The 24,871-nt window shown below is 68.4% G+C and carries 25 protein-coding genes and 1 pseudogene; 17 read left to right on the plus strand and 9 right to left on the minus strand.

All coding sequences use genetic code 11. The annotated features are described in order from the left end of the window. Positions 1-2: 2 nt before the first annotated feature. Positions 3-1,649, minus strand: a complete 1,647-nt coding sequence (locus ITP53_RS00620) for an ABC transporter substrate-binding protein (RefSeq protein WP_195893261.1) — start codon at positions 1,647-1,649, stop codon at positions 3-5. A gap of 442 nt (positions 1,650-2,091) precedes the next feature. On the opposite strand from ITP53_RS00620, the gene ITP53_RS00625 reads away from it, so the two are divergent. Next, entirely contained in the window at positions 2,092-3,018 is a 927-nt protein-coding gene (locus ITP53_RS00625) for a MurR/RpiR family transcriptional regulator (protein ID WP_195893262.1), read from the plus strand. Between the two features lie 88 nt (positions 3,019-3,106). On the opposite strand, the gene ITP53_RS58895 is transcribed toward ITP53_RS00625, so the two are convergent. Continuing rightward, the gene (locus tag ITP53_RS58895) at positions 3,107-3,235 is read right to left on the minus strand and encodes a hypothetical protein (RefSeq protein WP_268960862.1); all 129 of its coding nucleotides are present in this window, start codon (positions 3,233-3,235) and stop codon (positions 3,107-3,109) included. Then, positions 3,198-3,464 (minus strand): annotated as a pseudogene (locus ITP53_RS00630) (aminotransferase class III-fold pyridoxal phosphate-dependent enzyme); the annotation flags it as partial. The gene ITP53_RS58895 and the pseudogene ITP53_RS00630, both read right to left, overlap by 38 nt. Before the next feature lie 182 nt (positions 3,465-3,646). On the opposite strand from ITP53_RS00630, the gene acnA reads away from it, so the two are divergent. The 4 genes from acnA to ITP53_RS00650 all read left to right on the plus strand — a co-directional run bounded on the left by acnA (position 3,647) and on the right by ITP53_RS00650 (position 7,981). Further along, a complete protein-coding gene (gene acnA, locus ITP53_RS00635; protein ID WP_407941204.1) occupies positions 3,647-6,313 on the plus strand; it encodes an aconitate hydratase AcnA in 2,667 nt (888 codons plus the stop codon). A gap of 246 nt (positions 6,314-6,559) precedes the next feature. Continuing rightward, on the plus strand, positions 6,560-6,700 hold the full coding sequence (locus ITP53_RS00640; RefSeq protein WP_195893263.1) for a hypothetical protein: 141 nt from the start codon (positions 6,560-6,562) through the stop codon (positions 6,698-6,700). Positions 6,701-6,719: 19 nt separating this feature from the next. After that, a complete protein-coding gene (locus ITP53_RS00645; RefSeq protein ID WP_195893264.1) occupies positions 6,720-7,403 on the plus strand; it encodes a GntR family transcriptional regulator in 684 nt (227 codons plus the stop codon). Then, a complete protein-coding gene (locus ITP53_RS00650; protein ID WP_195893265.1) occupies positions 7,403-7,981 on the plus strand; it encodes an SGNH/GDSL hydrolase family protein in 579 nt (192 codons plus the stop codon). Before ITP53_RS00645 ends, ITP53_RS00650 begins: the two co-directional genes overlap by 1 nt. Before the next feature lie 110 nt (positions 7,982-8,091). Here ITP53_RS00650 and ITP53_RS00655 read toward each other — a convergent pair whose 3' ends face one another. Then, a complete protein-coding gene (locus ITP53_RS00655) occupies positions 8,092-8,757 on the minus strand; it encodes a GntR family transcriptional regulator (RefSeq protein WP_195893266.1) in 666 nt (221 codons plus the stop codon). A gap of 133 nt (positions 8,758-8,890) precedes the next feature. Between ITP53_RS00655 and ITP53_RS00660 the strand changes: the two genes are divergently transcribed. Beyond that, positions 8,891-9,658 carry an LLM class flavin-dependent oxidoreductase gene (locus ITP53_RS00660; protein WP_328813565.1) on the plus strand — a complete coding sequence of 256 codons (768 nt, stop codon included), beginning with the start codon at positions 8,891-8,893 and terminating at the stop codon, positions 9,656-9,658. A gap of 58 nt (positions 9,659-9,716) precedes the next feature. Beyond that, on the plus strand, positions 9,717-9,905 hold the full coding sequence (locus tag ITP53_RS60890; protein WP_407941205.1) for a hypothetical protein: 189 nt from the start codon (positions 9,717-9,719) through the stop codon (positions 9,903-9,905). A 139-nt stretch (positions 9,906-10,044) separates the two neighbouring features. Here ITP53_RS60890 and ITP53_RS00670 read toward each other — a convergent pair whose 3' ends face one another. Then, the gene (locus tag ITP53_RS00670; RefSeq protein ID WP_195893267.1) at positions 10,045-10,884 is read right to left on the minus strand and encodes a MurR/RpiR family transcriptional regulator; all 840 of its coding nucleotides are present in this window, start codon (positions 10,882-10,884) and stop codon (positions 10,045-10,047) included. Between the two features lie 138 nt (positions 10,885-11,022). Between ITP53_RS00670 and ITP53_RS00675 the strand changes: the two genes are divergently transcribed. From ITP53_RS00675 to ITP53_RS00710, 8 genes are all read left to right on the plus strand, one after another. Further along, positions 11,023-12,183, plus strand: a complete 1,161-nt coding sequence (locus ITP53_RS00675) for a C45 family autoproteolytic acyltransferase/hydolase (RefSeq protein ID WP_195893268.1) — start codon at positions 11,023-11,025, stop codon at positions 12,181-12,183. A 6-nt stretch (positions 12,184-12,189) separates the two neighbouring features. Beyond that, a complete protein-coding gene (locus ITP53_RS00680; protein WP_195893269.1) occupies positions 12,190-13,818 on the plus strand; it encodes an ABC transporter substrate-binding protein in 1,629 nt (542 codons plus the stop codon). Positions 13,819-13,829: 11 nt separating this feature from the next. After that, entirely contained in the window at positions 13,830-14,777 is a 948-nt protein-coding gene (locus ITP53_RS00685; RefSeq protein WP_195893270.1) for an ABC transporter permease, read from the plus strand. Beyond that, positions 14,774-15,622 (plus strand): ABC transporter permease, encoded by an 849-nt coding sequence (locus tag ITP53_RS00690; RefSeq protein WP_195893271.1) that lies wholly within the window; start codon positions 14,774-14,776, stop codon positions 15,620-15,622. Before ITP53_RS00685 ends, ITP53_RS00690 begins: the two co-directional genes overlap by 4 nt. Further along, positions 15,619-16,617: an ABC transporter ATP-binding protein gene (locus ITP53_RS00695; RefSeq protein WP_195893272.1), complete on the plus strand. Its 999-nt coding sequence runs from the start codon at positions 15,619-15,621 to the stop codon at positions 16,615-16,617. Before ITP53_RS00690 ends, ITP53_RS00695 begins: the two co-directional genes overlap by 4 nt. Then, positions 16,614-17,459, plus strand: coding sequence for an ABC transporter ATP-binding protein (locus tag ITP53_RS00700; RefSeq protein WP_195893273.1), 846 nt, complete (start codon positions 16,614-16,616; stop codon positions 17,457-17,459). The genes ITP53_RS00695 and ITP53_RS00700 overlap by 4 nt, the downstream gene beginning before the upstream one ends. A 78-nt stretch (positions 17,460-17,537) precedes the next feature. Then, entirely contained in the window at positions 17,538-18,623 is a 1,086-nt protein-coding gene (locus tag ITP53_RS00705) for an Ldh family oxidoreductase (RefSeq protein ID WP_207755369.1), read from the plus strand. A 321-nt stretch (positions 18,624-18,944) separates the two neighbouring features. After that, on the plus strand, positions 18,945-20,447 hold the full coding sequence (locus ITP53_RS00710) for a serine hydrolase domain-containing protein (protein WP_195893274.1): 1,503 nt from the start codon (positions 18,945-18,947) through the stop codon (positions 20,445-20,447). Between the two features lie 361 nt (positions 20,448-20,808). On the opposite strand, the gene ITP53_RS00715 is transcribed toward ITP53_RS00710, so the two are convergent. After that, the gene (locus ITP53_RS00715) at positions 20,809-21,654 is read right to left on the minus strand and encodes a hypothetical protein (protein ID WP_195893275.1); all 846 of its coding nucleotides are present in this window, start codon (positions 21,652-21,654) and stop codon (positions 20,809-20,811) included. Between the two features lie 367 nt (positions 21,655-22,021). Beyond that, a complete protein-coding gene (locus ITP53_RS58905) occupies positions 22,022-22,150 on the minus strand; it encodes a hypothetical protein (protein WP_268960863.1) in 129 nt (42 codons plus the stop codon). A 47-nt stretch (positions 22,151-22,197) separates the two neighbouring features. Here ITP53_RS58905 and ITP53_RS59965 point away from each other — a divergent pair, with 47 nt between their 5' ends. Further along, on the plus strand, positions 22,198-22,629 hold the full coding sequence (locus tag ITP53_RS59965) for an integrase core domain-containing protein (RefSeq protein WP_195893276.1): 432 nt from the start codon (positions 22,198-22,200) through the stop codon (positions 22,627-22,629). Between the two features lie 166 nt (positions 22,630-22,795). Here the strand turns inward: ITP53_RS59965 and ITP53_RS00725 are convergent, their stop codons facing one another. Then, the gene (locus ITP53_RS00725; protein ID WP_207755380.1) at positions 22,796-23,008 is read right to left on the minus strand and encodes a dienelactone hydrolase family protein; all 213 of its coding nucleotides are present in this window, start codon (positions 23,006-23,008) and stop codon (positions 22,796-22,798) included. Positions 23,009-23,063: 55 nt separating this feature from the next. On the opposite strand from ITP53_RS00725, the gene ITP53_RS00730 reads away from it, so the two are divergent. Then, complete coding sequence (locus tag ITP53_RS00730) at positions 23,064-24,656, plus strand: alkaline phosphatase D family protein (RefSeq protein ID WP_195893277.1); 1,593 nt, start codon at positions 23,064-23,066, stop codon at positions 24,654-24,656. Between the two features lie 52 nt (positions 24,657-24,708). Here ITP53_RS00730 and ITP53_RS00735 read toward each other — a convergent pair whose 3' ends face one another. Beyond that, a complete protein-coding gene (locus ITP53_RS00735; protein WP_195893278.1) occupies positions 24,709-24,852 on the minus strand; it encodes a hypothetical protein in 144 nt (47 codons plus the stop codon). Between the last annotated feature and the right edge of the window lie 19 nt (positions 24,853-24,871).

Genomic DNA, 24,871 nt, shown 5'->3' on the forward strand with positions numbered 1-24,871 from the left:
GCTTACTTGCCCTTCGCCCCGAGGTCGGCCGCCCACGGGTAGTTCCGGAAGGAGCCGGACGCGGGGACCCCGGTCACGTCGCTCGCGAGCACGACGGTGGTGGGGCTCTGCACGACCGAGAGCCACGGCATGGCCGCCGCCCACCGCTGCGCCAGCTCGATGGCGAGGTCGGCCCGCTTCGCGTCGTCCAGTTCGGCCTTGGCCCGCTTCACGAGCGCGTCGTACTCGGGGTCCTTGAGTACCCATTGGACGGACGAGTCGGAGGCGCCGTTCTTGTAGAAGCCGACCGGGTCGTTCTTGGAGATGAAGTAGTCGTCGGTGAACAGGTCGGCCTGCTTCCGGAACTGCGGGTCGCTGTAGTAGTCGCCGTACTGCTGGGGCGGGATCTGGATGATCCGGGCGTCGAGGCCGATCTTCTTCGCGGCGTCCACGATCGCGTTGGCGATCACGTCGCGCGCCGTGGTGCCGTCGCTGGCGACCACGATCTGCTGGGCCGTGCCCACTTCGGTGACGAGTTTCTTCGCCGCGTCGAGGTTCTGCTGGCCGGGCTTGGCCGGCGCGCCGGCCGCCAGCTTCTCGGACGCCGCGCGGAACTTGCCGGCCTCGTATCCCCACGCGCCGGGGCCCACCGGCTCGGCGGCGGGCACCCCGAGACCGGCGAGCGCGGCCCGGGACACGCCGTCCCGGTCGAGCGCGAGCGAGAGCGCCTTGCGCAGCCGCACGTCGGCGAGTCCGCCCCGCTCGGTCACCATCGAGTTCCAGACGCGGGTGTCCGGGCCCTGGCTGACGCTCGTGTTCGGGCCACCGGCCAGCCGGGTCGCCGACGCGATGTTCTCCAGGTAGGCGCCATCGGCCTCGCCGGTGAGCAGCGAATTGACGACGGCGTCGTCATCCGCCCACCGGATCGTGAGCTCACCGGTCTTCGAGGGGCGCTGCTCGTTCCAGTAGCCGGCGGCCTTGGTCAGGACGATCTGCCGTCCGGACTCCCAGGTCTTCAGCTCCAGCGGTCCGGTGCAGGCGTCGTCGCCACCGGGGGTGCCGAAGGCGTCGCCCTGAGCCTCGACGGCCTTGCGCTCGAAGACGACGCCGCCCGTGCCGGCCAGCGCCTTCAGGAACACGGCGTCGGCCTGCTTCATCGTGATCGTCACCTCGTCGGCTCCGGTCTTGCGGACTTCGCTCACGTTCTCGTACTCGTCGGACTCGTTGGCGCCGTCGGCGGCGTGCCGGTTCATGCTCCACACCACGTCGTCGGCCGTCATTACGTTCCCACTGTGGAAACGGACGCTCTGGCGGATGGTGAAGACCAGCGTGTTCGGAGTCGTCCACTCGTACTTCTCGGCCAGCCAAGGCTTGATCGTCAGGTCCGGTTGCGCCTGGACGAGGCGTTCGCACACGTTGCCCATGACGGTGTCGGTGGTGGCGCCGGCGGCGTCATTGTCGAGGTCGAGGGTGGCCGGCTCCTTGGGCATGAACCAGGTGGCTTTGTCGAGCGGGCCCGCGGCAGCGGGCGTGCTGTCGACCAACTGCACTTTCTCCTTGGCAGCCTGGGACGGTGAGGCGGCCGAGCCGCCGCAACCGGCGACCAGCGCGAGCACGGCGCATGTGGTCGCGCCGGCTGTGAGCGGGCGAGTATGACGCTGTCTTGTCATGACGGTTCCCAGTGGTCTAAGGGGGGAAGGTACGGTCACCGCCTGGCCCGTCGTACGGGCGCCGTGGCAGGAATTCGTAGTCGTTCTCGCAGGGTTTCGCCTGCGGTCGGCCGCTACTCGCAGGTGATGGCACCCGTTGTGACGAGGTCGGAGAGGACGATACGGACGTGCCCTGACGTCGGGCCGGTTCATACCGGTTGACCACGAAGGCGTGCCGGTAGTGATCGACCGAGCCGTGAATCTCGGTGCGTGCCTTGCCGTACGCGGCGTTGCGCAGCGACCGTCACCGGGAGCCTCGATCAGTGGTTCTGAACTCTGTACCGTGCAAGGAGTTATCCGCTCACCTCCAGAGAAGGCACCATGGCCGTAGCGTAGACTACGGATTCGTAGTGGAAACTACGGTGCGAGGCTAGTCGTAACAAGCAGAAAGTCAACCCCTCCCGTGAACTTCACTCAGTTCGATGACCACCCGTTGCGTGACCTGATCGCGAGCAAGCTGGGCGAACTCCCACCAGCGGAAAGACGGGTCGCCGAATACCTGCGCGACCACGCGCATGAGATCATCTTCGCTACCTCCGGCGAGATCGGCGCGGCGACCAGCACCAGTGACGCGACCGTGATCCGCACTGCCAAGGCGCTGGGCTTCTCGGGCCTGCCCGACCTCAAGCGAGAAGCGGGCCGGGAGGCGCTCGGCGAGACCCGGCCGTCGGCACGGCTGAGGAGCCGGATCGACAAGGGGGGTCAGGAGACCACATCCCTGCTCGATCACGTCTTCACCGAGGCCGCCGAGCGACTGCTCGAAACCCGCAGGTTGATCACGGAAGACACCTTCGTCGCGGCCGTTGACCTGCTCGTGGGCGCCCGCGAGATCGTCACCTTCGGCCTCGGAGCCTCGGAGATGAGCGCCCACTACCTCACCCTCCGGCTGCGCCGGCTGGGCCGCCAGGCCCGGCTGATCAACGCGACCGGGTTCCGGTTGGCCGACGACCTGCTGGGCCTGCACGAATCCGACGTCATGGTTCTCTACGTGCCCGGCCGCCTGTTCAACGACGTGTTCGTCCTGCTCGACCACGCACAGGCGGTGGGCACCCCCGTCATGCTGTTCTCCGATTCCCTCCTGCCGATTCTGGCCGATCGAGTGACCCACACCCTGACCGCCGTGCACTCGGGATCCGGCTACACCGGTGAAGGACTCAGTTCGATGCTGCTCACGGACTGCCTGGCACTCGGCGTCGCCGCCCGGGATCGCGATCGAGCCACCGGCACGTCCGAACTGCTCAACTCGCTGCGCACCGCCTTGACCCAACCCGAAGCGCGCGGGCGAACAGCCCGGCGTTCCCGTGGCGCGGAGAAGGGCGCCACACCGTGACGAGGAGCACCGCGGCGGGCGGAGGTCCTCGATCCGGGCACAATGTGCTGCTGAGAGGAGAGCCGGCACAGCCATGGCAGGAAACCGGTCACCGCAGGCGAACCACCGCCCCGAGCACCTCCAGCCCGCGGTCCAGTTCGGACTGGCTGATCACTAGTGGCGGGGCGATCCGCAGCGTGCGACCGTGCGTCTCCTTGCACAGCACCCCGCGAGCCATGAGCGCCTCGGACGACGAAGCCGGGCGTGAAAGGTCCGAAGTCGGCGCGGGCCGTCTCGTCGGTGGAGAACGACAGGATCGTGGTGGTCCGGCCGTGGAAGTTCGACGCGGCGACCACGATCTCGCCGCTGCCGTCCGGGACACCCTTGACACGGTAGGCCCACTTGCGCGCGACCTTGATCGCCGACTCGACGGCCTCGGCGCCGGAGTTCATCGGCAGCACCATCTCGGGCTTGTGGTGTCGGCGAGCATCATGCCGACAGGTTATAACCTTGACTGGTTAGAGTGAGGTTATAACGATCAGCGGCCACCCGATCTGGTAGGAGGCCGCGAGCCCGCGCCGCGTACCGATGCCCAGCACGACACGTCGTGCCGACGCACGTCAGCCATGCATCATCCGAGGAGATATTCGTGCCTGAACCGTCCCCACCGAGGTCGCCCGCCCTGCTCGACAGTTTCGGTGCTCTAGGCGAGTTCCTCGTGGGTTCGACCCGACATCGAATCGCCCGGATCGACGGGCTCGTCACGCCGCGCATGCCCTACACGATCCGCATCCTGCTGGAGAACCTGCTGCGCAACGAGGACGGCGACCGCGTGACGCGGGAGCAGATCCAGGCGGTGCTGGGGTGGGGGTCGAGACGGTCGTTCGCCGCCACTGTCGACGTGCATCCCTCGCGGGTGTTCCTGCACGACACCAACGGCGTGCCGGCCTTCACCGACATCGCGGCCATGCGTGACGCGATGCATGTCATCGGCGGGGATCCGGCGGCGGTGAACCCGCAGATCCCCTCGGAGCTCGTGGTGGACCACTCGGTGATCGCGGATGTCTTCGGCTCGTCCGACGCGTTCGGGCGGAACGTCGAACTGGAGTACGAGCGCAACGCCGAGCGCTACCGGTTCCTGCGCTGGGGGCAGTCCTCGTTCTGTAACTTCCACATCGTCCCGCCGGGCAAGGGCATCATGCACCAGGTCAACCTGGAACGCCTCGCGCGCGTGGTCGTGCACGCCGAGGCGGGCTGGGCGTATCCCGACCTGTGCGTCGGAACCGACTCCCACACCACGATGGTGAACGGAGTCGGTGTCCTGGGCTGGGGGATCGGCGGCATCGAGGCCGAGGCGGCCATGCTCGGCGAGTCCCTCAACATGCTGCTGCCGCCGGTGGTCGGCGTCCGGCTCATGGGCACCCTTCCCGACGGGTCCACCGCGACGGACCTGGTGCTCACGATCACCGAGTTGTTGCGGGGCCATGGGGTGGTCGGCAAGTTCGTGGAGTTCCACGGCGAAGGGGTGCGGGCGTTGTCCGTCCCCGACCGAGCGACGATCGCGAACATGAGCCCGGAGTTCGGTTCCACCTGCGCGTACTTTCCGGTGGACGAGGAGACCATCCGGTACCTGCGCTTCACCGGGCGCATGGCCGAGCAGGTGGCGCTCGTCGAGGCGTACGCGAAGGCCCAGTGCCTGTGGCACCGGCCGGAGTCGGTGGCCGACTACACGGAGACGATCGAGCTCGACCTGGGCACCGTGGAGCCGTCGCTCGCCGGCCCGCACCGCCCTCAGGACAGGGTGCCCCTGGCCGAGACCCGTCGGAGGTTTCGCGCCGTGCTCGCCGAGACGTCGCCCGACGCGGATCCGGATGTCGCCCTCCCGCCACGGCCGGGCGGAGCCGGGTATGAGCTGCGCCACGGCGCCGTGGGCATCGCGGCGATCACCTCTTGTACGAACACATCCAACCCCTCGGTCATGGTCGCCGCCGCGCTCGTGGCCCGCAACGCCGCACGGCTCGGGCTGCGGAGCAAGCCATGGGTCAAGACGACCCTGTCGCCGGGATCGCGTGTGGTGACCGACTACCTCGACGCCGCCGGGCTCACACCGTTCCTGGAGGAACTGGGCTTCCATCTGACCGGCTACGGGTGCATGACCTGCATCGGCGCGTCCGGGCCGCTGGTGGCGGAGGTGCAGGACGCGGCGAGGAACGAGGAGCTCACGGTGGCCTCGGTGCTTTCGGGCAACAGGAACTTCGCGGGACGGATCAATCCCGACGTCCGGCAGAACTACCTGGCCTCTCCGCCGCTGGTGGTCGCCTACGCGATCGCCGGCACCATGGACACCGACCTGCTGTCCGATCCGCTTGGTCACGCGCCTGATGGGAGTCCCGTCTTCCTCGGCGATGTGTGGCCGTCTCCGGAGGAGGTCGCGCGGGTCATGGAGACGGCGATCACGCCGCAGATGTTCACCGCGGCGTATCGGGACGTCTTCGAGGGCGACGCCCGATGGGAGGGCCTGGAGCAGGAGAAGGGCAACCGGTTCGGATGGGACCCGGAGAGCGACTACCTGCGACGCCCGCCCTTCTTCGACGGGATGTCCTCCGAGCCGGAACCCGTCGAAGACATCAAGGGGGCGCGGGTCCTGGTCATGCTGGGGGATTCGACGACCACGGACCACATCTCACCCGCGGGAGCGATTCCCGCGAACTCCCCGGCGGGCCTGTACCTGCGGCAACGGGGGGTCGCACGATCTGCCTGCAACACTTACGCCTCGCGGCGGGGCAACCACGAGGTGATGGTCAGGGGCGCCTTCGCCAACGTGCGGCTGCGCAACCAGCTCGTGCCGGGGGTGGAGGGCGGGTACACGGCGAGTTTCGCCGAGGACGGCGGGCTGCGCACGGTGTACGACGCCGCTGTGGCCTACCGCGCGGCGGGGATCCCCCTCGTGGTGCTCGGGGGCGCGCTGTACGGCACCGGCTCGTCGCGCGACTGGGCCGCGAAGGGGCCGGCGTTGCTGGGCGTACGTGCCGTCCTGGCCGAGTCCTTCGAGCGGATCCATCGCTCGAACCTGATCGGGATGGGCGTGCTGCCCCTTCAGTACCGGCCGGGCCAGAACGCGCGGAGCCTGGGCCTCACCGGTCAGGAGGTGTTCGACATCCGGGGCCTGGCCGACCTGGTCGACTCGGCGACCGTGACGGTGAGGGCGGACGGCAGGGAGTTCGACGTGATCGTCAGGCTCGACACGGACCGGGAGCGCGAGATCTACCGCCACGGGGGAATCATGAGGCTGGTTCTTCGGCGGTTTCAGCGATAGTCACCGGCACTACTCGTACGCATAACGGAATCTTGACAGCTATAGGTTATAGTCTGTAGTCGCTCCAATCGAAACCCCCCAGAGTCACAGAAGGCGTGAACAGTGACTGAACGAACTCGATGGTTGCGATGGGTGGGGGCAGTAGCGGCGGCCGCGATGCTGGTCACGTCCGCCGCCTGCGGGAGCGAGGCACCCGCGGCCCGAGCGGCTGCGCACGCTCCGGAGGAACCTGGCGGAGCACGGATCGTGACCCGGTTCGACCTGGTCGAGGATGTCGGCCATGAGGGCGTGGACGTGATCGACCAGGTCACCGACTTCTTCCGATCCGTGCTCAAGGAGACGCCGGCGGTCACGGCCGGCGGCCACGCGGCTGACCCGGCGCTGTGACGTCACACGAGGTGCATGGATGAACGGATCATTTGCCAGTTTCTCCACCAAGGGGGACTTCGCCTACGACGCATTGCGCAACCGGATCCTCTCCCATGAATACCGTCCTGGCACGGTGCTCAACCAGGCGATGCTGGCCCGCGACCTCGGGATCAGCACCACCCCGCTGCGGGAGGCGCTGCGGCGGCTCAAGTCGGAAGGGCTCGTCGAACTCGACGCCCACCGTGACGCCCGGGTGACCGAGCTGTCCGCCGAGGAGGCCCGTGACCTGCTGGAGATGCGGCGTGCGCTGGACCCCTTGGCCGCCTCGCTCGCGGCGGAGCGGCGCTCCTCGGCTGACATGGACGCCATGCGTACCGCGTTCGCCGGGCTGAAGCCGCTGTCCAACCAGCCCGAAGTGGTCGACTTGGTGGCGCATCGCAGGTTCCACCGCGCGATCTATGTCGCCTCGCACAACGAGCTGCTGATCAACACCCTCGACGGCCTCTGGGACAAGGCCGACCGCTATCGCCTGGTCGGCCTGGAGGAGAAGCGCGACCAGGCGCGGCGCGACGAGACGAGTGCCGAGCATCAGGCGATGCTGGACGCCGTCGTCGCGGGAGACAGCGCCACGGCCGCGGAGGTGATGCGCGGGCACATCCGGAGCAGCCTCGGTGCCAAGGCTCTCTCCCGCCTGTCGGCCCGACCGGGCCAGGTACGGTGATGGTCGCTCCGGCGGACGCCCTGCGAAACGGGCCGCGCATACGCGACCTGATGCTCTTCGGCGACAGCATGCTGGCGCGGTTCACCAAGGCGCGAATCCGGCACCTGGAGCGCGAACTGCATGGAACGGCGACCGTGTACAACTGCGCCGCCGGTGGATGGGACAGCTCGGACGGCGTACGGTGCGCGCCGATGCTCGCTCGGCCCGGCTGGGACGTGGTGGTGGTGTCATTCGGCGCCAACGACTGTGCACCCTGGAAGCGGGTGCCGATCGACCGGTTCGCCGAGAACATCGACGCCATCGCCGAGGCCTTCGACGGTGCCCACCTGGTCGCCTTCCTCCCGCCGGTGATGCAGGAGATCGTCAGACCCGGCCTCGGCTCGCGGACCAACCGTGAGCTCGATGCCTACCGCGAGGTGTTACGAGCTGCCGTCGGCGCTGACGCGTGTCTCGACACGGACCAGATCCTCAATGGCGGCCTCGAAGAGGACGGGCTGCACCTCACCGGCGACGCGTACACCCTCCTGATGCCGACGCTCGCCCGGGTCATCGCCCGAGTGACGGCCCGTACCGCGTGACGAATCGCTAGGTCATGCCAACCTGATCAGGGTCGGTCTCAACGGCCGTTTCGACGCAGCCGCAGACCCCCGTTCGGACGGCTCGGCCGTGGTGGCGGAGCGGTGACGGGCTACCCTCGGGCCAGGCGGGACGTGGCCCTCGCCCCGAGGCTCCCCCTGATGTGGCGCACCATGACCTCGGCTGCCGCGTCGCCGTCGCCGGCGATCACGAAGTCGAGCAGTTGCCGGTGCTCGTCCACGGTGTCATCGCGTTCGGGCCGGTCAGGCCGGTCCTGGAGACCCACGAGCCGGTAGCGATCGGCCTTGTCCCACAGCGCGTCGAGGGTCGAGATGAGGATCTCGTTGTGCGACGCGTGGTAGATGGCGCGGTGGAACCGCCGATGCGCGGCGAGATCGGCGACCGACGGGCGATCGGGCAACGCGCCGAGCTCGGCCGCGGCGCGCATTTCGATGATGTCCTCCTTCGACCGCCGCTCCGCCGCCAACGAGGCGGCGAGCGGGTCGAGGCCCAGACGGATTTCCACCAGGTCACGTGCCTCTTCCGCGGACAACATGGTGACCCTGGCGTCGCGGTGGGCGTCGAGCTCGACCAGCCCCTCCGACTTGAGCCTGCGCAGGGCCTCCCTCAGAGGGGTCGTGCTGATGCCGAGGTCGCGCGCGATCACCGCCTGGTTGAGCGTCTCACCTGGAGCGAACTCGTGAGACACGATCTTGTCACGCAGGCATATGTAGGCGAACTCACTCTTCGTCGAGTAGCGCTCCTGCGACCCGGTCACGCACGCCTCCTCGCATAGTCAACTCGCCACGGGCCTCAGAGAATCTGTCGCAGCATGCCCCGGCGAGCTGCTGCGTCGCGCGGATCTTTGCCGTCCTGTCGATCATGTGGCTGCTCAGTCTACTCACCACGCAGTGCTCCGGTGCGTCCCGCAGGGCGTCGGAGCCGTAGCCGCAGCGGTCACGGAGCGGGTGAAGATCGGGTTCAGCGTCCTGGTGGCGCCGATCCGCCCGGTCCCGTGGCTGGCGGCCCAGGTCGCGACGCTTCAGCACCTGTCCGGCGACCGGCTCCTGCTCGGCGTGGGCTCGGGAGGCTTCCCCGGCGCGCCGTTCTGGCAGGCCCTCGGCGTCGAGCCCGGGGGGCGGGGCCGGGCCACGGACGCCGCGCTCGCGCTGCTGCCCAGGCTGCTCGCCGGCGAGCCGGTTCAAGTGGCCGAGGGGCGGCCGCCGCTTGTCCAGGCCCCGGCCGCCGCCATGCCGCCCGTCCTCGTCGGTGGTTCCGAGACCGCGTTTCGCAGGGTTCTGGACCACGGCGACGGCTGGTTCCCTTCCCTCATCGGCCCCGCCGACCTGGCGCCCGCTGTCGCACGCCTGCGCGACCTCGCGGCCGAGCGCGGCGTGCCCCGCCCGAGCGTCACCGTGGGCGGCCATATCGTGATGGGCGAGGGGGAGTCCGCCCGCCTGGCCTACGATGCCCTGGTCCGCAATCTGATCGACGTCCACGGGATGCTACCCGACGTGGCAGCGCGGGTTCCGATGGTGGCACGTGTACCCGGCGAGCTCGCCGAGATCTTCGCCGCCTACCAGGCCGCGGGCGCCGACCGGGTCGTCGCCGGGTCCGACAACGCCGGCTGGCGAGAGCAACTGGAGTTCATGGCGGAGGCCTGCCGCCTGCTGGAATGATCACGCGATTGCGAACTCGCGGTCCGCAGGGTTCTCAAACGCCCCCACGACGACGTTCGTGGTCTCCGAGATCCTCGACGTGCCGTACCAGGCTCGGAACTCCCGCAGCCACGGCGAGCCGCCACTCAACCTTGGTGGGCTGCGCGTTGCCGGTGCTCTGCTGATGATCACGAAGCTGACCGAGCAGTGGAAGGCGGAGCAGCGCGCCTTCCCCGGCCGTGACCTGTCGACGGACGCAAAGAGCTGATCACCCTGGCCGACGGCTACCGCGAGTCCACCGAGTCATGGGCTGATCTGCTGCGCGACTGCGCACGGTCAACGCTCCGCATCTCGTCGCTCTGGTCCGCGCCGGAGGTCAACGGCGGCTGCGACTGCCTGACCCCGGCTCACGCCTTGCGCTGGATCAACTGCTGGCGTACGTGGGTCAGCTGCTCGCGCGTCTGCATGGCACGTTCCTCGTCCAGCGCACTCAGGCTGTATCCGATCACGTCGGCGACCAGGATCGGTGCCAGCGCCTCCGCGGAGACCTTGGCCGAGCCTCTGATGGCCAACAGGCCGATGTCGTACGCGCCGGCCAGCTGTTCGTGCAGGATCTCACCACTGACCAGGATGCTGGTCGCTCCGACTGCCGCGGTGTGCTCGAGGAGTACGTCGATGTCACGCAACCGCCGGCCGGTCTGGAAGATCACTACGGCGTCACCACGCGAGATCGAGATGACCGAGTCCGCGAGCATCAGCCCGGTGTCGCCGATGGTCCGGGCGTTGTACCCCATCCGGTTCGCCATCCGCGCCAGATGGCGGGCGCCGAGCTCCGAGCCGCCGTAACCGTAGACGTGGATCGAACCCGCGTGCGCGATCGCCCCGACCGCCCGTTGCAGCTCGGCGTCGTCGAGCGCGTTCTCGGACAGCTCCAGCGACTCGGCGGCGTCCGCGAAGATCTGCCTGCGCATGGACCCGATGTCGGAACCGAGCGCCGCAAGCTTCTTGGATAACTGGTCCTTGGGATCGGCATTCGTTCCGAGCGTGTTCCCGGCTTCGCGCTTGAGCTGTGGCAGGCCCGTGTAGCCGAGCTTGCGTGCGGTGCGTATGACAGTGGCGTCGCTGCTCTTGGTCAGCCGGCCGAGTTCCTCGGCGTTGGCGAAGATCAGGTCCTCGGCCGGCATCGCCTTCAGGTACTGCGCTACTCGGGCCTCGGCCGGCGAGAGGCTCGCCAGTGCCCGGCTCACCCGCTCAGAAAGGGATGGTCGTGAAGGGTCGATTACATCCATTGACAGATCTGAAGCACTCACTACACTTCCCTCCTGAAGTACCTACTACCAAACTGCACGATCTGTTGGTAGATACTACAGCAGCTAGGAGTTCGGATGGTCAGCCTCCCGTGCGTCGAGATCAGCGGCGATGACCGCACCCGCGGTCGGCAGTATGGGGAGTTCGCGGCCGGCCAGATCGCGCTCGCGCGGGACTTCTACGAGGCATCGTTCGGGGATTCTCTCGGTCTGACCTGGAATCAGGCTCGCGAGCTCGCCGGCGAATGGCTGGCGCCGAGCATCGATTTCGCTCCGGACCTGGTCGAGGAGATGCGCGGCATCGCCGAGGGTTCGGGTCTCGAACTGCTGGACGTTCTCGCGCTGAACGCCCGCGGCGAGGTCTCCCGGATGCGGCGTAGCGAGCTGCCTCCGTCGCCGGAGGATGAGCACGACCTCGACTCCGACGGCTGCTCGTCGTTCGCGCTGCTGCCGGAGGCGACCGGCGACGGACATGTGTACTGCGGGCAGAACTGGGACTGGCGGCACGCGGTACGCGACACGGTCATGCTGCTGCGGATCGTACGTCCCGGCAAGCCGACGATCGTGCAGCACGTGGAGGCCGGTCAGATCGGTCGCCAGGGCGCCAATTCCGCGGGCATCGCGCTGAACGCGAACGGTCTCGGCGGGCGCTTCCCGGGCACGCCGCCGGGGGTGCCGCAGCCGCTGATCCGCCGGCGGGTGCTCGAATCCTTCGGGTATCACGAGGCCATCCGGACGCTCCTGGACGTCCGACAGGACATCCCCAGCAACGCGCTGATCACGCACCGTGACGGGTTCGCGATGGACCTGGAGACCACTCCCTTCGCACACGACTGGATCTACCCGACCGGCGGCGTGCTCGTGCACGGCAACCACTACCAGGCACGCATCCCCGCTCAGCTCGCCCACACCTACCGCCCGTACTCCGCGAGCTCGCTGTATCGCGTGCCGATCATCGAGAAGGGTCTGGCAGACTGCGCCGCCGCACCCGACAGCGAGGCCGTCCGCAAGGTCGTGCGGGACACGATGTCCAACCATTTCAGCGCACCCGAGTCGGTGTGCTCCCACCCCGATTCGTCCCATACCGAACACCAGCAGTGGTCGACCCTGCTCTCCAGCTGCGCCGACCTGACCGATGGCACGTACCACCTGACGGCCGGCATGCCCTGTGAACATCCGTACGAGCTCACCCCCTGGAACATCTACGACGGCCCGGACTCCCCCACCCCGCAGAGGTAGCACCCGATGCATCGACACATCCTGATCCCCACCATCGTCATCACGGCCTCTGCGCTCGCCCTGTCCGGATGCGCGGGGGGTTCCCCCAAGAGCCAAGGCAAACCGCCGTCGGAGCAAGAACTCGTCGCCACCACCGGTCCGGCGTCCGGTCCCGTCGACAAGGTCGCCTGGATGCTGCAGGCCGAACCGGCCACGCTCGACGCCGACGTGGACGCGGGCGACGTCGAGGACTCCGTGATCAGCAACATGTGCGAGCGGCTGTTCCAACTGCAGCCCGACTTCAGCATCCGGCCGTTCCTGACCAAGAAGGTCACCCGGCCGGACAAGACGACGATCGTCTACACACTCCGCGACGACGTCACGTTCCACAGCGGTCGTCCGATGACGGCCGATGACGTCGTGTGGAGCATGCAGCGGCACGCCGAGCCCGGCGCGGACGAGTCGGACGAGTACGAGGGGGTGAAGGCGATCCGCAAGACCGGCGAGCACGAGGTGACCGTTACCCTCGCCCGCCCGGACGCGCAGTTCGACATGCGGATGGCCGGCGACGGCGGCATCATCTGGGACCGCTCCGTGATCGACAAGGAGGGCGACTCGTTCGGCACCCCGAGCAGCCCGGACGCGTGCAGCGGCCCGTACCGGCTGGCGGAGTGGAAGGCGGGTTCCTCGCTGGCCCTGGAGGCGGCGCCGGACTACTGGGACGATTCGCGCACTGTGCGCACCAAGCACATCACGTTCACCTGGGGCGCCGCGTCGGCGGTCGTCAACGCAGTGAACTCCGGCGAAGCCGACGGGACGTATTTAAGCGACTCCTCGCTGGTCGGCCCGCTGGCCTCGAACGCCGAACTCACGATCTCCTACGGTGCCACCACGACCTCCTGGCAGGTCTTCCCCGCCCGTAAGGACGGTGGGCTCGGCGACCCGAACATCCGCACCGCGCTCTCGCTGGCGATGAACCGCGAGGACATCGTGACCGCCGCGTTCGACGGCCGCGCCCAACCGTGGAAACTGCCGGTCGGCTCGGGCACCTGGGGATACGCACCGACGGTGTTCCAGCAGGCGTACGACCGGGTGGACGTCGCGCCGGCGGTGCCGACCGACGACGATCTGAGCAAGGCGAAGAAGCTCGTCGACCAGGCGGGCGACCCCGGCCCGATCACGATCGCCACCAACGGCAGCGAGATCGCCAACGTGATGGCCAACGGAGTCCGCGTCGCCGCCAACCACCTCGGTCTCAAGGTCGAGATCAAGACGCTGTCGGACGCGCAGTACTCCGACCTGTACGCCAGCGAGAAGGCACGCGCCAAGGTGGACGGCTTCATCGGTGACTGGTACCTCTCGAAGCCCGACCCGCTCGGTATGTACGACAACGCCTTGCCCGGCGGCGTGAACAACTACGTCGGCTTCGACGATCCCGCGTACGCCAAGGCCTTCGAGCGGGCGGCAGGTGAATATCAGGAGGCCGAACGCGCCGACCTGACGTTGCAGGTTCAGGACATCTACCTGCGGAACATGGTGTCGATCCCCCTGGTGATGACGCCGAACACGCTGGTCACCAGCAAGAACCTGACCGGAGCACCGGTGTCGATGGCCTACCTGAACTATCCGTGGGCCGCGGACCTCGGCGCGGCCTGAGGGGAGCCCACGTGCTACGGACCATTGCCCGCAACATCGCGGAGGTCGTGGTGACACTGATCCTGGCGTCGTTCCTGATCTTCATCGCGATGTACCTCGCGCCGGGGGACAAGGCGGCGCTGCTCGCCGGCGGGCCGGAGAACCTCAGCCCGCAGACGCTCGCGGCGATCAACGCGCAGTACCACTTCGACGAACCGGTCTGGGTGCAGTACGGTTACTGGCTCGGGAACGCCCTGGGCGGCGACTTCGGCCGCTCGTACGTGTACGGGCAGAACGTCTCGAGCCTGCTCGGCTCGCGGATGGACGTCACGCTGGTTCTGGTGCTCTACACGGCGACGATCGTGATCTGCGCCGGAGTGGTGCTCGGGGTCGTCTCCGCCCTGCGACGCCGCCGGCCGGCCGACTCGGTGATCGTGGCCGTGACGACGTTCCTGGGGGGTGTGCCCCCGTTCGTCGCCGCCGTGGCACTGATCGGCGTGTTCTCGACGCTACTCGGCTGGTTCCCCACCACGGGCGCGGGTGACGGACTGCTCGGCAGAATCCATCACCTGACGCTGCCGGCGCTCGCACTCGCGGTCGGCTCGATCGCCGGCATCACCCGGGTCACGCGGCAGTCGATGGTCGGCCAGCAGGACGCGCCGCACGTCGACGTCGCCCGCACGCGCGGGCTGCCGTACGGTCATATCGTCCGCCAGCACCTGCTGCGGAACTCGCTGGCGCCGATCATCACCATGGCGGGTCTGGTCACGGCCAGTACGATCGCGGGCACGGTGATCGTCGAGCAGGCGTTCGGGTTGAGCGGCGTCGGCAAGCTGTTGATTGACGCGATCGACCAGCGCGATCTGCCGGTCACGCAGGCGGTGCTGCTGTTCCTGGTGCTCGCGTACATCGTCACCACCCGGATCGCCGACGTGCTGCAACGGCTGGCCGATCCGCGGCTTCGGGAGAGTGCGTCGTGACCGCCGCTGCCATCGATGTGGCGCCACCCGTACCGCGCAGTCGTTCCGGTACGGCGTTCTGGCTGTCCGTCGCGTTCCTGGTGGTCGTGATCGGGTGCGGTCTGCTCGCGCCGTGGATAGCGCCACACGATCCAACCGATGCCGACCTCGGCGCCTCGCTGCAGGGCATCAGCGGCGCACACTGGCTCGGCACCGACCAGTCCGGCCAGGACATCGCCTCCCGTCTGATGTACGGCGTGCGGACCGGACTGCTGAGTCCGCTGCTGATCCTGGCGTTCGCGCTCGTGTTCGGGCCGCCGATCGGAATCCTCGCCGCCTGGAAGGGCGGCTGGGTGGACACCGCGATCTCACGAGCGACCGATGCGGGGATCGCGTTTCCCGGCCTGCTGTTCGCCGTGCTGATGATCGCCGTGTTCGGCGAGGGCATCGCCTCGGCGGTGATCGCCCTGGGCCTCGCCTACACCCCGGCGGTGTCGAAGTTGGCGCGCAGCGCGGCCCTGGCAGAGTGCCGCAAGGAGTACGTCGAGGCGTACCGTGTGCTCGGCGTCGGCGGCATGTCGATCTGTCTGCGGCGTCTGACACCCCGCGTGATCCCCTTGATTCTCGGGTACTGCGTGGTCCTGTTCGGCGAGGCGCTGATGAGCATGGCCGCGCTGAGCTACCTCGGCCTCGGCGCGCAACCGCCTGCGTCGGACTGGGGCTTGATGGTCTCCGAGGGCCAGCTGCCGCTGATTCAAGGTGCCCTGCTGCCGTCGCTCGCGCCGGGCGCGGCGATCGCGCTGACCGTGGTCGCGTTCAACGTCGTCGGAGTACGGCTCGCCGACAAATTGGGAGTGGACCGATGAGTCTGCGCTATGCGTCGTTGACGGTCCGCATGGTCGGCACAGCGCGGCCGGTGCTGGACGGCGTGTCGTTCACGGTCGAACCGGGTGAGATCGTCGGGCTGGTCGGGGAGTCCGGTTCGGGCAAATCGACCACCGCCCGTGCCGCCCTGGGACTGCTGCCCGACGGCGCTCGCGTCGACGGCACCGTAAGCATGGCCGGCGACGACGTACTCGCGCTCGACGACAGCGGACTACGCCGGCTGCGCTCCCGGCGTCTGGCGATGATCTATCAGGACCCGAAGTCGGCGCTGAACCCGGTCCGCACCGTCGGCGCGTACGCGAGCGAGCAGTTGCGCACCGCGCACGGTATGGCCCGCGACGAGGCACGCGACCGGGTACTCGAGCTGTTCGACGCGGTCGGGCTTCCTGATCCGGCCCGGCACTACGACCAGCACCCGCACGAACTCTCGGGCGGGATGCTGCAGCGGGTCGTGATCGCTGCGGCACTCGCGGGCGAACCAGACATCCTGCTCGCCGACGAGGCCACCAGCGCACTGGACGTCTCGACCCAAGCATCCATCGTCGCCTTGCTGCTCCGGCTACGGCGAGAGCACGGCCTCGGGTTGTTGTTCATCACCCATGACCTGGCATTGGCGTCCGCGATCTGCGACAGGGTGTGCGTGATGTACGCCGGACGGATCATCGAGGTTCAACCGGGCGACCGGCTGTTCACGTCGCCGCTACATCCATACTCCGCCGGCCTGCGCGACAGCACACCTCAACTGCTGTCCGGCCGGCCGATCCGCCCGATCCCCGGTGCTCCGCCGTCGCTCGGCGAGTCCACGACCGGTTGCGGGTTCGAGCCGCGCTGCCCGTACGCCGCGCAGATGTGCCGAGACCGCGTACCGGACCTCGAGCGCAGTAGTGATGACGGCGCTGTCGCCTGTCACCGGCACACCGAACTGGACCTGCGAGCGCAGGCCGGTGGCCTGGCACGTACGGAAGGGACACCATGAGCGAGACGGCCCTGCGGGTCGACGGTCTGCGCAAGACGTTTCGGAGCCGGTCGGACACGCGCCGGGACGTGGTCGCTGTGGACGACGTCTCGTTCCAACTCGCGCGCGGACAGTGCCTGGCCATCGTGGGCGAGTCCGGCTGCGGCAAGACGACGATCGCCCGGATCATCGCCGGGCTCGAACGACCGGACACGGGAACCGTCGCGGTCGGGGGCCACGATGTCGCCACCCGGCCGCATGGCCGCCGAGCCCGCTTGCGCCGCGCACGCGCCGTGCAGCTGGTGTTCCAGAATCCGTACAGCTCCTTCGACCCGAGCCAAGACATCGAGGCGAGCCTGGACTACGCCTTGGCACTGCACGGACACCGCGATCGCGCAGAGCGTCGGCGCCGCACGCATCAGCTGCTGGACCGGGTCGGGCTGGGCACCCGAGAACGGGAGTCAAGACCGCGGTGGCTCAGCGGTGGGCAGCTGCAACGCGCGGCGATCGCGCGCGGGCTGTGCATCGAACCGGACGTACTGGTGTTGGACGAGGCGGTCGCCGCGCTGGACGTCTCGATCCAGGCACAGATCCTGTTGCTGCTCGACGAGCTGCGGCGCGAGCTCGAGGTGTCGTACGTGTTCATCAGCCATGATCTGGCCGTCGTTGAAGCGATCAGTGAGCAGATCCTGGTGTTGCGGAAAGGGGCGTTGGTGGAGTCGGGAGCCACTCGCGACGTGCTGCGCGATCCGCGGCACGAATACACCGCGATGCTCCTGGACAGCGTGCCACGACCGGGTTGGGTGCCCGCCGGCCCGCGGCGGGAGTCAGCCGGTGAGAACCATGAGCACGTCGACGGGTGACCACGAGCGGTCGGCGCTTGGCTCGACCGGTCTGCGCCACCATGCCCCGATCGGTGAACTGGTCCAGGGAAGCACCGCGTGAGCGCCGACGAGCCGGCCACGCGTACGGTTGCCGCCGACGAACTGTTGAGCTTCGGCGGGAAGGTGCTCGTCCAGACCGACGTGCCGGAGAAGGACGCACATCTGCTTGCCCACAGCCTCGTCCAGGCCGATCTGTGGGGACATCCCTCCCACGGCACGCTCCGTCTGCCTTGGTATGTCGAGCGGCTCCGGACCGGTGCCATGTCCGCCACCACGGATCCCACCGTCGTGATCGACACGGGCTCCCTGCTCGTACTCGACGGGCGTGACGGCATCGGCCAAGTGCTCACCGACCGTGCCGTGACCTTGGGCACCGAGCGCGCCAAAGCACACGGGATCAGCGGCGTCGCGGTCCGCAACAGCAATCACTTCGGGATGGCCGCCTACTTCACCCGCAAGTCCGCCGATGCCGGCTGCATCGGCCTGCTCGTCTCCAATGCCAGCCCCGCCATGGCGCCTTGGGGCGGTCGCCGCAAGTCGATCGGCACGAACCCCTGGTCGATCGCGGCCCCTGCCGGCAGGTACGGCGTCGCGGTCATCGACCTCGCCAACACCGCGGTCGCGCGCGGCAAGCTCTACCTCGCCGCCGAACGCGGCCAGGCGATCCCGTACGGGTGGGCCGTAGACGCCGCAGGAGCGGACACCAACGACCCACAAGCCGGTATCGAGGGGCTGATCCTGCCGATGGCCGGAGCGAAGGGTTATGTGATCGCGTTCATGATGGACGTTCTCGCCGGAGTCCTCACCGGCAGCGGCTTCGGCGACTCCGTCGTCGGCCCCTACGATCCCGACAGGCCCAGTGGCTGCGGACACCTCCTGATGACCATAGACGTTGCCGCGCTCACCACCCTGACCGAGTTCGAGGCCCGTATGGAGACGCTGATCGACGCGACCAAGGCAGTCGACAAGGCCGCGGGAACGGAAGAGATCTTCTTTCCGGGAGAGCTCGAGGCCCGCGCCGCCCAGCGACGCACTGCCGAAGGCATCCCCATCACGGACAGCACCTGGGCGAGGCTGACCGCGCTCGCCGAGCAGACCGGAACCGCGCTACCGCACGCCGTCGCCGCCGAAGGGACACAATGATCAGCCTCACCGCCGACCTGCGGGCTCGCCTGTGAGACCTGGAACCGTTCCTGGCCGCGATCGCCGAGAACGCCGAACGCCCGTTCACCGACGAGCCCGGCTGCGTGTACTTCGACGTGCTCCACCGGGTCAATGACGCCGCGGGGGCCGTCGAGCCGGCCAACCGGACCGAGTACGGGCTCGGCGCGGCACTGTGGACCTCGGACTTCGGACCTCGGACCTCGGACTTCGACGAGGCGCGGCGCCTCGTACCCCTCATCGACGCAGGCGCCGTCTTCGTCAACGCGATGGTGGCGTCCGATCCCACAAAGAAAGGTGACCATGACGAACGACCACGCGACCATCGGCATGCGCCCGGTTCACGCGCTGTTGCAGGAACTCGAGAAGAAGGGCATGCGGCTGCACTCCCTGCTCGTGCACTGGCGCGGACGGACGGTGCTCGACCTGTGGCAGTGGCCGCACGAACCGGATCTCAAGCACAAGCTTCACTCGGCCACCAAGAGCTTCACCGGCACGGCCGTCGGGTTCGCCGAGGCCGAAGGGCTGCTCGGGCTCGACGATCCCGTGGTGAGCTTCTTCGACGGGCGGCTGCCCGCCGTACCGAGCGGGAATCTGAGCCGGATGCGAGTCCGGGACCTGTTGACCATGCGGACCGGGCACGGTCGCGGGCTGTCGGGCGCGACGACCCGCCTGCGCCGGACCGGCTGGATCGAGGAGTTCCTCGAGGAGCCGGTGGTCGAGCTGCCGGGCCGCCGTTTCATGTACAGCAGCACGACGAGCCATGTGCTCTCGGCGATCGTGCAGCGCGTGTCCGGTCAGCCCGTCGACGAGTATCTGCGCCCGCGCCTGTTCGAGCCGCTGGGCATCACGGACTTCGACTGGGAGCGGGATCCCGAAGGCGTGGCCAGCGGCGGCAACGGCCTGTCGATGCGGCCCCGCGATCTGCTCTCCTTCGGCGTCCTCTACCTCCAGGACGGCGTGTGGCAGGGGCGGCGGATCCTTCCGAACGGGTGGCCGCAGAAAGCGTCCGCCCCGCATGTCCGCAGTGCCCTCAGCGGTGCGTGGAACGGTCAGGAACTCGTGCCCCCCGCTCCGGACGCCGTCGCGGACTCCGGATACGGCTACCAGTTCTGGACGACCGAGGACGGGATCTACAACGCCGCCGGTATCTTCGGCCAGGAGTGCATGATCTTCCCCGAGCAGGACGGCGTCGTCGTCGTCACCGGCGCCATGGGGGACGACACCTATCGCGAGCTTCCGAAGATGATCCGGGAGACTTTCCGGGCCGCCTTCGCCGGCGCGGACGGAGACGACCCGTTCCAGGCGGCCGATGCTGAAGCGGTCGACCGGTGGGTGCTGCGCGCCCGCGAACCTGAGCGGCTGCGCCCCTCGGGGCACCGGCTCGGCTTCCGGGAGATCTACGACTTCGAACCCAACGAGCACGGCCTGCGTTCGGTCTCGATCGACGTACGGGCCGATTCGGTGCTGCTGGTCCTTGAGGACGAGTGTGGCCGGAATGAGATCGAACATGGCATCGGCCATTGGGTGCGGCAGCGCACCGGCGTGAGCGTGTGGCGGCTGCACCACTCGTACCAGGACGCCTGCGCTCCCATCCTGGCCGCCGCCCAATGGGCCGCCCGGCCCGGCCACGACGCCGTGGGAGACGTCCTGTGCCTGACGTGGCACTTCCTCGAAGCGCCGTTCATCGACAAGCTCACCCTCCGTTTCGACGGGGATGCCGTCACCGTCGAGCACGAGGTCAACGTCAACTCCGGCCCGACCGCCCTTCCCACGATCCGCGGGATCCGGCGGGTGAGCCGGTGACGGGGGCCAGACTGACCCGCCGGGCCAGGACGATCTTCGGCTGCGAGTTTCTGCGGGGATCTGTCGGCGTCGGACTGCTCGCCGGTGACACTGCGGTCGTATGCGCTACCGCGGCATGCAGATCAGCCGCTTCGCAAGCTGGTGGAGCGGTGGGGCAGCAGCGACCAGCTCGGCATGCTCGGCCAGCTCGATCTCCGCTGATCGCGCACACCTTCACACCATGACCGCACCGCCGCCGAGGTGATGCCCTCGATCGACCGGTCCAGCTCGTGAACCCGTAGTTCCGTCCGATGAGTGACGCTGAAGCGAAACAGCGCGGGACGAGGTGCGCGATCGCACCCGTCCCGCGAGTGTCCAGCAATCAGCGCTCGAGCCTCGTACGTACGCCGGAGAACTCGAAGTCGTAGACCGTGTTGTTGACCCGGAGCCCGTCGACGGCGCCGACGAACGGATTGTCCCTGCCCTTGGAGATCCCCAGGCTGAGGCTGATCACCGCGTTGGGCAGCCGGGTCTTGAGATCGGTGAACGAGCACGGCGTGGCCTGGGTACAACCGATGGTGGTCCCCGTGGCGCCTGTCGCGTACCACCTGCTTCCGGTCGCGGCGGCGTCGTAGCGCTGCCAGGCGTTGGAGACGCGTGTCGCGGGAGCCGACGGGCTGGTGGAGGTGTCGGGCAGGTAGACCAGGCTCGTGTAGTCGGCGGTGCCGACGTTCGGATCGGCCTCGATGGTGATGTTCGGCACGCTGACCCCGGTCAGGGAGTCGACCCCCGCGAAGATCCAGTACCTCAGCGTGCGGATGGCGGAGAGCCGGTCGCCCGCGAAGATCGTCTCGTTGCCGAATGCGATCTTGTCGGCGCCGCTGCCGACGATGATGCCCAGGCTGCCTTGCCCATAGGGAGGTGCCTGGGTGGCCGCGAACGTAGCGGTCGTGCGCCCGTAGGGGCCGTCGCGCAAGACCGCGTTCGGCCCGCCCAGCGTGTTGCGGCCGATGATGCCCCACGTCTGGCCGGGGAAGAGGGCCGGCAGGGCCCGTTCGCCGTCTGTGCGTCCGGCGTCGACCGCGACCGCCTGCGCGTCGCATGCACCAGAGTCGCACGGGGCGCCGGTGTCGTAGCCGTACGCCGACTGGGGTGCGGCCATCAGAACTGCCGCGCCCGTGAGAGTGAGGCCGGACAGCCGGCCTACCAGCAATTTCGATTTCTTCACGATTCGCCCCATCAAAGGAAATGGCGACCAACGATACATATCGGACAAACGAGCTTTCGGTTCGATGCGGGTCGCGCGGCCCTTGTCATATCCGGGGAAAAGTCGGCTAAGCGGGGCGAGCGCCGATTTTGTGATGGCCTTACCTTGGATGATATTCACCTACCACATATCCCAGGGGCCCCGGCAAAGTCGGGTGAACGGGGAGAGCTACGTCGGTGGGGCGCCGCGCTCCCGGCCACACGCTCAAGAAGAGGCACGGGGCATTTCGGGCCAATTCCGGAGCCAGGATGGAATGCACGGCCGAATCCCGCCAGCCCGTCTTGAGATGCAGGTGCCCGCGGATGGTGCCTTCCTCCACCATTCCGGTCTAGGGCATCACCCGCGCTGACGCCTCGTTGAGAGGATCGCGGGCTCCCCACACCCGGTACAGGCCGAACTCATCGAACCCGAGCCGCAGCAGCAGCCGCACGACCTCGCCCCGAGGCCCCGCCCCCACCGGTCCGAGCGCAGGGCGAACCCGATCTACCCGCTGCTCTGCAACGGGTGGCCGACGTCGATCGCCAGCCCAGCCGAGCGAACGCCTACATTCCCGACCCCGGCCAAGTCGAACGCCCCGACCCGGATGGTTGCGCTGCCGGGGTGACGGTCAGTTTCCGGGGCGGCGCCGACGAAGTCCGCGAGTACACCGCGAGCCTGTTTCGGCAGGCGTGCGCCCGGATGGGCGTGCGGCAGTCGATGGGCCGAATGGGGTCGGCGCTGGGCAACGCCGCGGCCGAGTCGCTGTTTTCGTCCATGGAATTCGAGCTGCTGCGCGCCGCAGGGCCGTTCGCCGCCCACGCGCAGACCCGCCGGGCGGCCGCCGCCTGGGTCGACGACTTCAATCGCGAGCGCTTGCGTACCGCGCTGGGGATGCGGACGCCGATCGACTACGAGCAGGCAGCAGCACAGGGACGGACACCAAAGGAGGCGGCATGAGCCGCCACGAGCGGCACAGGGGTCCGGCGCGAAGGTATTCGAGCGTGTGAAGAGGTGATTGATCAGAGGCCGTCTTCAATCCTCTCCAGTGATCATATGAGGATCACAGCCGGCCTCTAAGGACCGCGGAGCCGTGTACTTCGTGTTTGTTTTCCGAGCCGGAGCCTCAGCTGTTGGCCAGGGTGCGGTCGAGGAGGGGGAGCAGGCGGTCCCAGTGGCGCTGCAGTGCTGAGGGGTTGAAGGCGTCGGTGTCGGACATGGTGAAGCCGTGGACGGTGCCGGGGTAGATCTCGGAGGTGTAGTCGACACCTGCGGCGTCCAGGGCCGGCCGGGCCGGCGAGTCGCGTGGCGGCGTACTCGGTGATCGCTGCAGTTTCAGTACCCGGTTCCCGGAATTTCACCCGGTGTTGTCCGCATCGCACCAAGCTCAGCGCATGACCGCGCTCAACCGCCGCACGCTGCTCCGGGGCACGTCCGCCATCGGAGTCGGGCTCGCCCTCGCCCCTGCTTTCGGCTCCTCTGCCCTCGCCCGCTCGGCCCGCCGCGGCCCCGGGCAGGTACTAGCCAACCGACCCGTCCTCACACACGGGATCCAGGCCGGCGACGCCGTCGACGGCTCAGTCTCCCTCTGGACCCGCGTCGACCGTCCTGCCCGGCTGCGGGTGGAGATCGCCAGAGACCCCTCCTTCCGCCGGATCCTGCGAAGCGTCGCTGGCCCGACCGCCACCCCCGCCTCGGACCTGACCGGCCAGATCAACGTGCGCGGCCTGCCCACCGCCACCGACCTCTACTACCGGATCACCGCCGCCGACCAGCACGACCACCGCCGCAGCAGCGAGCCGCTCGTCGGCCGCTTCCGCGCGGGCCTGGGCCGGCACGACGGCCACCGCCCGATCCGCTTCATCTGGTCCGGTGACATCGCCGGCCAGGGCTGGGGCGTCAACCCCGACCTGGGCGGGTTCCGGATCGCCGACGCGATGCGCGCGGCGAACGCCGACTTCTTCCTCTCCTCCGGCGACAACGTGTACGCCGATGGGCCGGTTACCGAGACCGTGACCCTGCCCGACGGCCGGATCTGGCGCAACCTGGTGATCGAGGAGAAGACTGCGGTCGCGCAGACGCTCGACCAGTACCGCGGCCAGTACAAGTACAACCTGCTCGCCGACAACTGGCGCGCTTTCCTCGCCGAGACCGCGATCGTCGCCCAGTGGGACGACCATGAGGTGATCAACAACTGGTACCCCGGCCAGGTCCTGGTCGGCCGCGCCGGATTCCCCGACGGCACGCGCGTGGACCAGCTGGCGGCTCGCGCCCGCCAGGCGTTCCACGAGTACATCCCGGTCTCGCCGGTCTCGCCGGACAAGGTGGGCCGCGTCTACCGCAAGCTGTCCTACGGGCCGCTGATGGATCTGTTCATCCTTGACATGCGCACCTCTAAGGACCCGAACACCACCGGCCTCGAGACCGTCGCCGACGGCGGCCTGCTCGGCAAGGAGCAGACCGCGTGGCTGCTGCGTGAGCTCAAGGCGTCGAAGGCGACCTGGAAGGTGATCGCCAACGACCTGCCGATCGGCCTCGTCGTTCCCGACGGCAGCAATCAGGAGTCGTCGTCCAACGGCGACCCGGGTGCGCCGCTGGGCCGCGAGCTCGACATCGCCTACCTCCTCACACAGATCAAGCGTCTCGGCATCCGCAACCACGTCTGGCTCACCGCCGACGTGCACTACACCGCCGCGCATCACTACCAACCCGACCGGGCGGCGTACCAGGACTTCGACCCGTTCTGGGAGTTCGTCTCCGGCCCGCTCAACGCGGGCGCCTTCGGCCCGAACACGCTCGACGCGACCTTCGGCCCGGAGGCCGTCTTCCAGGCCGTGCCGCCGCGGGCGTCCGCCTCGCCGCTGGAGGGCTACCAGTTCTTCGGCCAGGTCGACATCGACCCGCGCACGAAGCAACTGACCGTCACCCTCAAGGACGTCGAGGGCAGGGCACTCTTCACGCAGAGGCTCGACCCGGAGCCCCGTTGACGCTGGGTCGCTGAGATCCTGCTGGACCGTGTTCTATGGGCACGGAGTGACGTCAGTCCTTAACCTCGACCCAGAAATCATCGAATTCGTGCAGAATCCGGTCACTGAAGTAGTACCAGCGCAGCAGCGCTCCGGCTGACATGTTTTGTCCCGCTGGAACGGCGCGCACCGAGAAGTGCCACTCAAAGGCCGGCATGCGCCTCGACACCTGGGAC

The organism is Nonomuraea cypriaca (assembly GCF_015645445.1).
GTDB lineage: Bacteria > Actinomycetota > Actinomycetes > Streptosporangiales > Streptosporangiaceae > Nonomuraea > Nonomuraea cypriaca.